At 33.4% G+C, this 13,294-nt stretch carries 13 protein-coding genes; 6 read left to right on the top strand and 7 right to left on the bottom strand.

Features of this window, described 5'->3' with window-relative positions; translation table 11 throughout:
* Positions 1–88 precede the first annotated feature (88 nt).
* On the top strand, positions 89–1,132 hold the full coding sequence (locus NFRAN_RS11930) for a NosD domain-containing protein (RefSeq protein WP_134485189.1): 1,044 nt from the start codon (positions 89–91) through the stop codon (positions 1,130–1,132).
* 882 nt (positions 1,133–2,014) lie between these two features.
* Entirely contained in the window at positions 2,015–2,719 is a 705-nt protein-coding gene (locus NFRAN_RS11925) for a hypothetical protein (protein WP_134485188.1), read from the top strand.
* Here NFRAN_RS11925 and NFRAN_RS11920 read toward each other — a convergent pair.
* On the bottom strand, positions 2,716–3,111 hold the full coding sequence (locus tag NFRAN_RS11920; RefSeq protein ID WP_134485187.1) for a hypothetical protein: 396 nt from the start codon (positions 3,109–3,111) through the stop codon (positions 2,716–2,718). The genes NFRAN_RS11925 and NFRAN_RS11920 overlap by 4 nt on opposite strands.
* Positions 3,112–3,375: 264 nt before the next feature.
* On the opposite strand from NFRAN_RS11920, the gene NFRAN_RS11915 reads away from it, so the two are divergent.
* The 3 genes from NFRAN_RS11915 (at position 3,376) to NFRAN_RS11905 (ending at position 6,706) form a co-directional block, all read left to right on the top strand.
* Entirely contained in the window at positions 3,376–4,377 is a 1,002-nt protein-coding gene (locus tag NFRAN_RS11915; protein ID WP_134485186.1) for a coiled-coil protein, read from the top strand.
* Positions 4,378–4,986: 609 nt separating this feature from the next.
* Positions 4,987–5,358 carry a hypothetical protein gene (locus NFRAN_RS11910; protein WP_134485185.1) on the top strand — a complete coding sequence of 124 codons (372 nt, stop codon included), beginning with the start codon at positions 4,987–4,989 and terminating at the stop codon, positions 5,356–5,358.
* A gap of 178 nt (positions 5,359–5,536) precedes the next feature.
* Entirely contained in the window at positions 5,537–6,706 is a 1,170-nt protein-coding gene (locus NFRAN_RS11905; RefSeq protein ID WP_172602335.1) for a glycosyltransferase, read from the top strand.
* On the opposite strand, the gene NFRAN_RS11900 is transcribed toward NFRAN_RS11905, so the two are convergent.
* The 3 genes from NFRAN_RS11900 to NFRAN_RS11890 form a co-directional block, all read right to left on the bottom strand.
* Positions 6,659–7,912: a hypothetical protein gene (locus NFRAN_RS11900; protein WP_134485183.1), complete on the bottom strand. Its 1,254-nt coding sequence runs from the start codon at positions 7,910–7,912 to the stop codon at positions 6,659–6,661. The two genes, NFRAN_RS11905 and NFRAN_RS11900, sit on opposite strands and share 48 nt — an antisense overlap.
* Before the next feature lie 49 nt (positions 7,913–7,961).
* Entirely contained in the window at positions 7,962–8,936 is a 975-nt protein-coding gene (locus tag NFRAN_RS11895) for a hypothetical protein (RefSeq protein WP_134485182.1), read from the bottom strand.
* Positions 8,937–9,011: 75 nt separating this feature from the next.
* On the bottom strand, positions 9,012–9,569 hold the full coding sequence (locus tag NFRAN_RS11890) for a glutamine amidotransferase-related protein (protein ID WP_172602334.1): 558 nt from the start codon (positions 9,567–9,569) through the stop codon (positions 9,012–9,014).
* Between the two features lie 169 nt (positions 9,570–9,738).
* On the opposite strand from NFRAN_RS11890, the gene NFRAN_RS11885 reads away from it, so the two are divergent.
* Positions 9,739–10,017 carry a hypothetical protein gene (locus tag NFRAN_RS11885; protein ID WP_134485180.1) on the top strand — a complete coding sequence of 93 codons (279 nt, stop codon included), beginning with the start codon at positions 9,739–9,741 and terminating at the stop codon, positions 10,015–10,017.
* Here NFRAN_RS11885 and glyS read toward each other — a convergent pair.
* The 3 genes from glyS to NFRAN_RS11870 all read right to left on the bottom strand — a co-directional run bounded on the left by glyS (position 10,006) and on the right by NFRAN_RS11870 (position 13,237).
* A complete protein-coding gene (glyS, locus tag NFRAN_RS11880) occupies positions 10,006–11,505 on the bottom strand; it encodes a glycine--tRNA ligase (RefSeq protein ID WP_134485179.1) in 1,500 nt (499 codons plus the stop codon). The genes NFRAN_RS11885 and glyS overlap by 12 nt on opposite strands.
* Positions 11,506–11,736: 231 nt before the next feature.
* Positions 11,737–12,480 carry a YsnF/AvaK domain-containing protein gene (locus tag NFRAN_RS11875; RefSeq protein ID WP_134485178.1) on the bottom strand — a complete coding sequence of 248 codons (744 nt, stop codon included), beginning with the start codon at positions 12,478–12,480 and terminating at the stop codon, positions 11,737–11,739.
* Between the two features lie 73 nt (positions 12,481–12,553).
* A complete protein-coding gene (locus NFRAN_RS11870; protein WP_134485177.1) occupies positions 12,554–13,237 on the bottom strand; it encodes a DUF2382 domain-containing protein in 684 nt (227 codons plus the stop codon).
* Between the last annotated feature and the right edge of the window lie 57 nt (positions 13,238–13,294).

The raw sequence follows: 13,294 nt of genomic DNA, 5'->3' as shown, positions 1-13,294 counted from the left end.
ATAAATAATATTCAAATTGTAATACCTTTTTTATAATCATACTACAAGGGCAATATTGATATAATATACTTCTTGTAGATTTGTATCGATGAAAAAGACTGATCGCCGTGGGAACGAGAATATGAATGAAATCTTAAAATTCTCAGTGGTCTTCGCTCTGCTCTTTATTCTAATTCAATTACCTCTTTCTGACTGGGAAGTGGTATCAAGTTCAACTTTAAATGATTCTGATTTATCACAAACGAATCAACCTGACCCTCAAAGGAATATCATTACTAGTCAAAATACAGGTAACTATAATAGTAATGAGCAATCTGGCGATCAGATAGAGAGTACACAAGTTCAAGATACCGAATTGACTTTGGAAGAAGAAAATCAAACAACGGATGATAGAGATACGACGCCGTCAGGTCTCCCAACTAGTGATCAATCTTTGCCAAATGGTGGACAACTCTTGTCCACAGATCTAATCCCTGCTTGTGGTCAGATAGTACAAGGAAACGTAAAATTAGGTTCTAATCTGATTTGTGATGGAGATGGCCTAATAGTTGGAGAAAATAATACGGTGATAGATATGAACGGATTCTCACTTAAAGGACCGGGCATGGAAAGCAACAAAGTAGGAATAATGGTAGGTGGGCAAAATAATGTAACTATTACAGGTAATGGGATTATTTCCGGATTTCAGTCGGGTGTTTATATATCAGGAAGCACCAATATCAATGTCAACGAAATAAATGTGAATGACAACAAGGTTGCTTTCTATATTACTGGTTCACAAAACTCACAAATTTCAGATAACATGGTCAGTAAAAATACAATTGGAGTGGCATTACATTCTTCTAAAAACGCAGAGATAAACTATAATCAATTTAGCAAAAATCGTCTCTCAGGTATCACTTTGATCAATACTCAAAATTCTTTGATATATGGTAACAATATATTAAATACAAGTAACGGAATCTTTCTGGATACTCAAAGCTCAACAAACAAAGTGGATTTCAACAACGTGTTTAACAATATATTGGACATTAACAATGCAAACAATCTTCCAGTAAATATAAATAACAATTATTATTCGAACAACAATTGCCAAACTAGCTTGCCGTCAGGACTATGTATAGGAAGGTAGAACGAATAGTTGCAATAATTATTAATGATTAAACGATACGATTTTGCAACAAAGGATATATTTAAGAACTAAATAAAAAATTGGAATCATCGTTATTTTTGAAATAGTGATTTATACAATAAAGTAAAATGGATGCCTAATTAAATTATATTTATCATGTACATACTTTAGAATCTCAACAATCTTCCAATAATTGATTGTTTACGGTATTTTGTGTTATCAAGGAAATGAATTATCCACAAATTAAACAGGGTATCACCAAAATGATTTTCTCCTATTGAAAAAGCCTTATAAACTATGTCGTAATATCGAACTACTTTGCTCCAATGTTAAATAAAGTCAACACATCTCCATCAGTCATCGATTAATTAATCTCTTTTAAATTAATTCGTCATCGTCAACCATTTTAACAGTATTGAACCACCTGTTGCTTAAGGGAACAGGTGATGTATAGATCTTGTTTGGCACCGCATTAATTTGAGAAAAGACAAGTCAGATGGCTTGAGGATTACACTAGATGATTCGGTAGGCATGGCCAAAACCCATCTCATTATATTGATGGTGACAATCGATCCAAAACAGAGAGGATAATCTAAAGGCCACAGCAACTTCATAGTAATATGCAGTCAGTAGAGTAAGCAAATTACCCAAAACATTATGTATTACGAATGGATTGTTTCGCATACTGGGACATAAATTAATGGTTCATGATTCCTGTTCACAAACCTTCCTTCTTTCAATACTTACCTAATGGCAACTCAGAAAATTAATCCTATTTCCAAGTATTATTCGGATAATCATGTCCATCAATAGTATTGGAATCACACTAATTAAAAGTATTTAAAGAGATTGCATCTACTATAAAGAACATTCTTGCACTTTGTGAATTGGCAAAGAGATATTTCGATTTCGACCATTGATGGGCAAAAGGTCGTAATAAAAAGAAATAAGTCCATAAAAAATATTCACGAGTATCTGCTAGTATTTAGTTTTACTTTTCTATCGTTAATCCTATTACATCCCTCTTCTCCACTTAAGACAGGAAATTACATATTGCGCAATGAAGGATTTTCAGCGAGAAAAGAACTGGAAAAAATTGGAATTCATACACCCAAACTACTGCAAATAGATTCAGATGTTATAGTAGAAGAATATTTTGAAGATGGAAACTTGTATAAATACTTAAAAAATAGCAATGATTTTGGCATAGTCCATCAAGTCGGATGGATCACAAGAACTCTTCACGACAATGGAGCATGTTTCATCGATAACAAAGCTCAAAATTACTTGGTGCGAAATTCCAAAATTTATAGGACTGATTTAGGCCTGATACAAAACAAAGCTAACGAATTTATGAAAAGTTTGGACATAGGCATTTTCCTCGCAAGCTTACTAGACTTGGAGAATAAAAAATACAAAAAAATCGAAGAGCATTTTATAGCAGGATACATTTGTGATACAAAATCAAATCAAAGGATACCTTACTTATCGATTATAATAAGGAATATCGCTTCCTTGGTACTAGCTTCAAATCACAATAATCTGGTGACTAATCTCCTTACAAAGTCGGATATTAAATATAACTAGATAGGTGGGAGCTCCACCTTTTTGTCAAAGCCGCCGGACCCAAATTTACAATAAAAGCATTTGTCGGACATCATGTATGGAATTTGTTGAATTACAACGGCTCCCAATTTTAATGCAATTTTGGTAATTATTCTATACTTTAAAGGCATGGCAGGAATAACCTCTTTGAAGTATACATTGTAGTGATCAGGACAAAACTTGAGAGTGACATTAGATGATGGTTTTTTATCATTATCAGTATTTTTGCTATTTGTATTCAGGGTCTTGGCAACATTAATTTGCTCTCTAATATACTCGTGCTTAGGACAAGGGCAATCCTTTCCCCCTGGATGTTTATAAGCTGGAGTATTTTTCCAATCAAAGCCTGGAAAATCTTTATCAAAATCATCCATTGGTATTCATATAATTAACTGCAGGATAGAATATAAATATATGTTTAAATTATTTGGTGCTTGGTATGAGCCATCTTGTTGAGCAGAGGCTCTATGACCTGGCACTAGGTTTCTGAGTGTCATCAAACCATATGTGGATAATTTATAAGGTTTTGTTTGTATTGCAGCTTGTAGCTAAAGATGTAACCTTTAGACATCAAGGATCATCGATCTGGAAAATGAGAAAAAATATATTTTTCCATATCATTACTGCTTGTAAGCGGCGTGGTTCAAGAACAGAATAGTGGAAATCCAGCTACAGCACAGTCAACTGCAGCTTCAGCTTCTACAACAAAAAAGGACAACAAAATAGATAGTACAATAGATTCAAATCAAAAAACCTTATTAGAATTTAAAAAATCTCTAATTGAGGAACAGAAATCAGGCGAAAGTCAGATTGAGCAAATCAATCAGAAAATCGAGGAAACGAAGAAAATTATTGATCAAGAACGGGTAAAATTGGAGGCCGAGAGGCAGAAACTAAAACAGATCAATGAATTAAAGGATGCGGATTATGCAAAATTTACAGAATTGAAGAACAGTCTGATCGCAGAGAGAAAAAGAATGAAAACCCTAGATTCGAAAGCTTCAAGTGGTGTCGGACCTAGGTCAAGGCGAGATAGATTTAACATCGCAAATTTAACTAGGGCATTAGAACAAATAGAAAAGGATATCCAAACTAAGAAATTGTCAAAGGACGAAGAACGACGTCTTGTTTTAAAGTCAAAAGAAATTGCAACTAGATTACATGCCTTAAAAATGATCAACAAGAAAGAAGATACATACAAATCGTTGGCAACAAAGTTTGAAGATATCAAAGGTAAAATGAATCAGATTTTTGATCAAAAGGCAGACGTTGGCAAAGTAATTGGCAAGATCAAGGCAAATTTGGATGAATTATTGAATAAAAGAGAAGCACTGTATGAGGAGAGGAGAGGTATAATCCATAAAGTTAGAGAAGCAGCAGCGAAAATTGAAATGGTGGATACGCAATTAAATGCAATTGAGTTCAAGAAAAACAGATTACAGCATTCATCTGAAAGACAAAGAAGATACAGTACCGAGAGAAGAAGCAAGCATGAGTTACCGCAAGATAAAATGCGAAAGAATAAGGAAAATCAAGAGTTATGGAATTCATTAAAGGAAGTAGCATTAAAGAAAATGTCTAGTGGAGAAAAACTTACCTTCGATGAAATGAAATTGATTTATGCAGAAGAATCTGATTAGACAATTGTAAAAACCCCAATTTTTTGTCTATAATGAAGTTAATTACTAGCAAATTTGAGTATCGATTTATGCGAGTCGGAAATGGTTATTCAAATATAAAAGTAATGTGATCCGATAGACAAATCCTTTTTGTTTAAAGAAATTCATACTTTATACAGATTTTCCATTTAAAAAAGTCCGGCTATGACGTTTATTAGATATAATACTAACTTGCTTGTCATGGCAATTAACAAGAATAAAAATTTACATATTATTGCATTTACCCACCTAAATAATCTTCGAGCATCTATTTCCGGCAAGGCGATTCTAAAATTAACCCTCAAAAGTATACTAAGTTTCTTGAAATAATACTTTGAGCATAATTCGATCGCGAAGCAGGATGTAAATTTGGTGACATAGCTTAGCAGGTCCGACTCGAAAGCGATTTTCTTTCGTGTAACAAATTTTATCATCTTGGTTGCCGTTATTATGTGTTTAAACGTCAAAATTATTCGTAGCTTAAACCTCCTTAACATATATTAACATGTTATCGCATACTCCAGTATTTAAGTATATATTTATAGAAATTTCGAGAAAACATATTAAACAAAATAACATGTTAGTAAATGTATGCCTGTGAAGAGAGGGGGTAGAAGTGTTGTTACCGTAGAGATTTTCTTAGAAAATTATGAAAAATTGAAAAAACGAGCGATTCAAAAGAGACTCAATATCAAAGAGTATGTTAACGATTTCCTTAAAGTATACATTGAGAAAGAAGAATTTCTATCGAGAGTAGCTCCATCCCTTTCGGTTGATTCTTACGAAGGCAACAGAATTACGCTAAAGGATGTAAAGAAGAAAGTCCTAGTTGATGTATTTTACGTGAATGGAGAACTCCAATGCGAGGCTGATCAGAGTAATAACTGTATACACACAAAATTCATATGGATGATCCCTGAAATATCAAGGATAAAAACAAATGGTAACAAGATCGAAGATTAGAGTACATATTGTATTGTGTTATGTACTGTTTTAAGTGAACTCGGCATTCCATAGTGACACAAAATGACCCATCAAGGTATGATGTCACTTTGATTTCAAGATGATGTTTTAGTATAGAATAAATAATTCATTTTAATCTGCTTAACACTTTTTAAACACATCCAAATTTGTGATATTAGTGCAAAGAGTCTATTTAGCGCCATATGGAGTTGGCTTGGGACACGCCAGCAGGTTAATACTATTAGCAGAGAGCTTAAATAGACTCAGCATTCGATTTCATTTTTCATCTTTTGGTGAAGCGTCTCATTATATAAAAGGCCAAGGTTTTGAATGTAATCTCGTTCCCCCTGTAGAATTTCATTGGGGAAAAGACGGAGAATTCTCTGTAAAAAACAACATTAATAAGATCCCACAATGGTTAGTCAACCTACCATGGCAAATTAACAAAGAGATAAAATATTTGAAAAAATTTAATCCTCAAGTAGTTGTTTCAGATTCTAGACTCTCCCCCTTGATCGCCTCGAATATTCTTCAAATACCGAGAATTTTGGTGATTAATCAGATCAAATTATTACTAACCCCCAGATTACGAGAGTTTAAAGCGGCCAAGATTTTTGAAACATGTAATGCTGAACTTATGGGAGGATTATGGAATATAGCAGATAGAATACTGGTACCAGATCTACCTCCACCTTATACGATATCAGAGGAGAACATTAATTCGGTTAAATCGGTAAGAAAGAAAATAGAATATATTGGGTTTACCACCCCACGAGTTGAATTATCACAAACACATATAAACAAAGTTAGACGAGATCTTAAACTTGATAGTACTAAACCAGTAATATTTGTTCATATCAGTGGTCCACAAGATACAAGATTACCAATTATCAATGCACTTATTCGTATACTCAAAAACCAAAGAGTTTTTCAAATAATTATTTCAGAAGGAAAAGCTAACGGCAGTGTTCAACCAAGAAAAATATCAGAAAATATTTGGTACTATGAATGGTGTCCATGTCGAGATGAAATCTTTTTAATTTCGGATATATTGATAATCAGAGGAGGCCACACAGCCATTTCCCAAGCAATTCAATTCGGAAAACCATTTATTTCGCTACCTATAGAAAGTCATGGAGAACAGTTATCGAATGCTGAAAAGATAGTAAAGCTTGGTATAGGTTGCAAAATTGATGCGAAATCCATTAATGATGAAGTCCTATTTAATACATTAACCGAATTATTTAGTAATTTGAAATACAAGGAAGAAATAGATAAACTTGCTGAAATCAGCACAAAGTTAAATGGAATTGAAAATATCAAGAATATCATCCTTTCTTACTCGTAGTACAATTTTTTTCACCACTTTTGAATTGGATGGATAGGAATTATACAATATTTCCTTTTGAAAGTTTTTGTATTCCCATTGATTGAATTCGATTTGCTGTTCAATATCAGTTCCATGATAATCAATCAAAAATCCCTTTTTTGTTAATTCAAAAATATCCACTTCAAATTCTCTTGTACCATTATTAAAAAGCAAAGGGGTAAAGATAGTTCTTCCCGATTCTCTGAAATTTTCTATGACATCCCTAATTAACCAACGTGGATGTGCATATGGCGTCAAAGGTAGTTCTACCATTTTCATTTTGAATATAGGATCTTCCGTCATCATCGACTTTGTCATCCGAAAAATTAGCCAAGAAACTGAGTTATTCCCTACTTTGTGTAATTTTTTCTTGGCTTCATATGCCTGGACCTTTTGAGTCAGCTCCGTCACCTGATTTTCTATAGAGATAAGATAGATTTCAATAAGGTCAATTGGGTAGGCTGAGATTATATTTTCAAATGCCTTTAACAGTCTTTTCAAATCATCCTTTCTACTGAAGAAGAACAATGGTATTGGAATATACCCAGAATTTAGGACTTTAACTAATGAAATCAAAGATACATTATCAAAAATTGGGCATACTATAGCATCTTGTAAATAATTTAATGGTATGATAGATTGTCCTCTAATACTCAACATGCTAATATAGCAAATTTTGCCTGATAATAGAATATAGATAACAATCTCGGCCGTTTTATCGTTATCCACCCTTATAGACTTAGCAAATTTGCTAAACAGTTCATTGTTGAGATGAAATTCCAAATCAAATTGGTCCAAAATAGGTTTCTCATCTTCCCAGCTCATGCTCGCTGACTTTATGTGTATGAAATAAGTCTTGCCACTAATCAAACTGTTTGAATAAAAAGCGAAAACAGTATTTACAATAGTATCGTAGCATGGTTCAATAGCGACCCCAAAGAAGATGAAAGAGATGCCAGAAGTCTTTTTTAGAATATCGATTGCAATTACATTGAGTGAAGGATCACATAATCTTAGAATTATAAAACATCCTTCGGTTCTTATTGATTGAATTCTTATACCAGTTGTTTCCAATAATTGGATTGTTGACTCCACTAAAAAATCTCTAAATTCGCTGGATTTGATAGTAGGTTCTATCACAATAACCTTGTTCTCATATGAAGAATTGTCAAATGGTTGCGTCATTTGGGATCCAGAATTAGGTTATATAATCTTGATCTAATTTCTAAAAAAATTATGAATGGATAAATTCAAGAATACTCTCACGGTCCCTTGCTTCAGGTACTTGTTCGAGATATTTTTTGAAGGACTCTTTTGCAGAGACGTTATCGCCTACGTTCATGTAAGTCAATCCAAGGTTTTTATAAATTGGACCGTATCTTGTTGGACTTATTTTAATGGCCTCATTATAATACATATTTGATGCACTATAATCTCTTTTCTTTAGATAATAGTTTCCTAATCCCCTATACGCTAAATAGAATTTAGGGTTTATTTCAATTATTTTTTTATAATATTCGATACACTTAGCATCGACATTTTCATTGAGAATACTGGCCAACATTAATAATAACTGCGGATTTTCACTGGCATCATCATACCTATCTATAGTCTTTTGAATTAAACTTAGTGCTTCAGTGTCCTTGCCCATGATTCTTAATCTTTCAGCTTCTAAAGCTACACGATTTGAATGACTGAATGGAAAAGAATCGTTCTTTAACATATTCATTACGTCTGCTGGACAAACTACCATTGTCAAAAAGTCATCTTGTTCCCATTCCTTGACAAATTTTTCTATAGGAATAGCCCCAAAGGAGTCAGGTTCAGGAACGTATGTAATAATTCTTTTCTCATTCTCATCATAACCACATACAATCGTAGCAAATTGAATGGTTTCTGCAATTCCGGGAAGAATTACAATACAAGGTATCCCTTGATCTATACGTTTTTTCAGATCATCAAGAGATCCCCTATAAATGATGGAAGAAAGATTTAATTTTTTTTCAATTATTTCTAATCCCTCTATGAAAATACTGCCTTTATAATTTTTATAACTCGTAGACCTCGTCTCAATCTCGGTTTTAGGAGGCTCTTCACCCCAGAACCTAGATATTACATTTAATACAAGAGGAAATACGGTTTTGTCTTCATTTTTGTTTACAAGAGGTAATGAGATTTGGTGGGCATCAATATCTTCGTTTTTGAACACCTTTTAAATTTGGAGATAAGGAAATAAAAATCATAATGATTTGTCAGTCAACCCTCAGCATAGTATGATTTGCGTCTACTTCAGTTTTAGAAAATTACGAAGCATGTCTTTCCCATGTCGTCCACTTTTCTCCGGATGGAATTGAGTTCCAAAAAGCGGTTTGTTACGAAAGCAAAACAATTCATTGGTACAAGATTCTGATGTACCAAGCAACTTGAAATCACTTGAGAGAGCGGAAATACAAAAATTATGACTTTCATACATTCGTACCGACGTGTACCCTTCTAAGATAGGTGTGGGTTCAATCAAATCAATTTGAATCGTATTCTTAACTTTTTGAATTTTTTTTAAAGTACATCCGAGAGTCAGGGCCAAGATTTGTCCTCCGTAACATATTCCAAGCAAGGGCTTGTCCAGTATCAAACATGCCTTTACTATACTAGAATTGATCTTATTTATAATAACAGAGTTTTTCTGTCGGCCTGATAGAATCACATTATCAAAGTCTCGTAAAAAATCCAAATGGGTATCTATAGTCTGAATTTGATTACAATCATAGCAATCAAATTTATTATCTAATTCGTTGAAAATACTTACAATGTCCGCTATAAATGGTGAAAAATTATTTACCAAAAGAGTTTTCAATTGCTATTTGGATTAAGTTAACCATACAAATTATTTCTAGTTTACGGATAATAGTATTCTAGTCCATACAGGCCAGGCCAGCACCGAACTTACCGTTTGCCTAATAAAATTTAAATATTTTATTAGAGGATATTCTTTACCTAGTATAGAGACAAAATTGAGAGCAAGAAAACCAATCTTATTAATCGATGATTCCCCAGAGTCACAAAGAGTTATTAAATTATTTGTAGATAACGGCATAGACTTTGTAAAATATCATGTTAAGAATTTTGAAAAAAGTTGCTGTATGGAATTACCTACTACTAAGGCTCCGTCTGTAATCGCAGTTGAAGGAATTTTTCGCGATAAATCCGTTATAGAAGATTATGTAGAGTTTGCAAAGCAAAAAAAATCTCATGAAAGCAATGATGCGCAGACAGAGAGTTCATTTTGGTAAGTATTGGGCTTTAGAAGAAGGAAGCCTTTCAAACGTATAAACATTTGTAAATAAGAATGAACTGACATTATCAATACTTATTCGTTCCTGACTCATAGAATCTCTATATCTCACAGTAACAGTATCATCTTCGAGTGTTTGATGATCAATAGTGAATGCAAATGGAGTCCCTATTTCCTCCAGCCGTCTGTACCGACGACCAATAGATCCCGCTTCATCGTAAAAGACATCAAAATCCTTTTGGATCAAATTTAATAACTTCATTGATTTTTCTTTGAATTCAGGCTTTCTTAAAAGTGGGAGTACTCCAGCATGAATTGGGGCTAAGTATGGCTTCAATTTCAATACAGACCTGTCATCGCTTTCGCGATCAATATAATAGGAGTGTTCTATAATGGAGTAAATACACCGGTCAACTCCAAGTGAAAGTTCAAATACATGGGGAAGAACCTTTATGTCGCCATCCATTACTTCAAGGTTAGTTTTGCTAGTAATAGAATGAGATTTAAGATCATAATCTGAACGATAGTTGCAAGCAACGAGCTCAAGCCATCCTATAGATGTGTCTACTTCAAAATCAAATGCAATAGTTGAGTAGAACGCCTTTTCATCATCAGAAAGTCTCCTTAGCCGTGTTCGTTTTCTATCTATACCTGTTTTTTCGAAAAACTCTACAAGTAACGCTAGATAGTATCCAACTAATTTGTTTGGCAGAATTTTCTTGTCAAGCGCTTCTTGAACAGAAATTTCAATCGTGTGGCCATCGTATATTCTCAAAATAGTGTCTTTCACTTCCTCAAATTTAGTCAGCTCATCAAGTTTAGATGGATTACAAAATATCTCTATTTCGGCTTGGTAGAACTCTCGAAGTCTTAATAATCCTTGTCGCGGGGAGATCTCATTTCTAAAGCTTTTTCCAACTTGAGCTATACCTAATGGCAATTTTCCTCTACTAACCTTATAAATTCGCGAGAAATCTACAAAGATTGATTGACATGTCTCGGGCCTCAAATAAGCTTCATCATGATTAGGCCCAATTTCGACCCTAAACATCATGTTAAACCTCTCAGCATTAGATAAATTTCCCTTACAAAGCGGACATACGATATTGTGTTCTTTTATCAAATTATCTACGAGTTCATTAGCCAATCTTTCTGGTACCTCGATCTTTGCAACTTCTTGAATCAATTTATCGGCTCTAAATGAGCTAAAACATTTTTTGCACTTTACTACGGGATCTGTGAAATTACTCAGATGTCCGGAGGCCGAAAAAACACTCTTGCTCATTATTTGAGAACCATCAATTTCTAACATATTATCACGTCTTACTAATTCTCTACGCCAAAGATCGAGAAACTTGTTTTTGATCTTTACTCCATTAGGTCCATATTCCCAGAAACCAGCACTCGCATCAGCATACAATTCACTACTGGGAAAGTAGAATCCCCTTTCTAAGGCAAGTTGTATAATTTGGTCATAAGTATTCATTGATATTTAATCATATTAGAAATTTCGGATCCTTAAATCTATTTGTGAGAAATAAAAACCAACTATTATTCTAAAATGCATAAAATTTTGAATAACTAACCACTAAAATTCATCTTAATAGTTTATCATCCTTGTTCTTTTATTGACTTTTCAAATTACAAATGATGCCACCTTTTGTTATTATTATTAATAGAACCAGAACATATGGGAAAATTGCTTTGTAGTTTCATTCTAATCTTTTTTCCCTAATTGAGAGTCTTCACTTGTATTCTGGGAACCATTTTCATTATAGCTAACCCTCTCGTTTGTAATATCGGTAGTTATGATTCTAGTTTCCTTAACAGGCTTCTTTCTTATTATTACTTCTTCACGGATGTAAGGGTTTTTGATGACTACGGGAACCTCTCTTTTTAATGGAATTGAAATTTGTGTTTTCGAGGATACTGGTTTTTCTATTTCAGGTTTGTACTCTGCGCTTGATATATCAGTATATTCCTTGGAGTTTTTGTCCTTGTTTTCAATTGGTATTCGCTCTATACTTATTTTTTCATAAGTAAGCTCGATTTCAACTGTTCTAGTTTCTTTGATTGGATCCTTAATAATATCTACCTTATCTTCCACAATCTTCTTGGCCACCTGCAAATTTTCACCAATGACTGGTATCTTAGTTTCTATCTCTCTAGACATGTCTGAAGCCTTGAATGTTGAATAATCTTTAAACTGAGGTTCATTTGGTTCCTCGTACTCAAGTAAATCATTCTCATTAACTCTTACTCTTAAAATATCTCCATCAAAATTTTCAACAGTAGAAATAGGTATAATGAATCTCTTTTTATTCAGTAATCCCTTTTGGATAATGATAAAATTATCTCCTACCTCCGCTACCTCTCCCAAATCTAATCCATCAGTTCCAATTACCTCCTTTTTGAGAACACTAGTCCAGTTTATTTTTTCCTTATTGTTACTAACAGACACATTTCATATTGACAACAAGATATATAAAATAATATGGATGTGTTTTTTTGAAATCCTATTATGACCCTGGATTTTAGAAAATTTCTTCCTTATAATTCCCAGGAAACTTTACGGTTAATTTTTCTTTTTTGACATCAACATCGATTTTTCGATTTTCCCGCACTTCATACTTTCTTAAAAGTATCTCACCCATCTTAACCATTCTTTTATTAATAATAATCTCTTCTCCCCATAATTCAATCTTGTATGAATCGGTTGAAGCTTTACCTGAGGAATCAAATATTGGAATCGGTTTCTCTTCCAACACATTTTTCTTTGTACTGTCCTCTTTGTGTCTCGTATTAATTATGCTAATTGCGCTTTCATTAGCATTCTTAATTTCCTTTTGTTCCCCTTCCGTTTTTTCACGAATGAACACATCTGAGAGTTTGCTTTTTATTCGAGAAAGGATCTCACCAACTTCTGAATCATCAAAGGATTCTAATTCTTTACCATTAATGAATATTGCCTCATGTAAGACTGGAATTTCAATTTTTTTCTTAGATGTTATCCATTTTTTTTCGATATTTAAATGTCCATTTTCCTCCTTCTTAGTAATATTAAAATTCTCATTATAGAGAGGAATCTTGCTCACTAATTCCTCCACCTTTACGATTTCACTACTATTGATATTGCTCAATCCATATGCTCCTTCAGACATATTCCGGTCGGCCACCTTAATTTCGGAAAAATTCTTATCATTAGTTTGGGAATTCAAATTTTTGCCCTCCTAGTAAGTGGATGAGATAGTATATACATCTTTTAGTTGAGACAA

Origin of the sequence: Candidatus Nitrosocosmicus franklandus, from assembly GCF_900696045.1 — an archaeon.
GTDB classification, from domain to species: Archaea; Thermoproteota; Nitrososphaeria; order Nitrososphaerales; family Nitrososphaeraceae; genus Nitrosocosmicus; species Nitrosocosmicus franklandus_A.
This window is presented reverse-complemented; position numbering and strand designations above follow the sequence as displayed.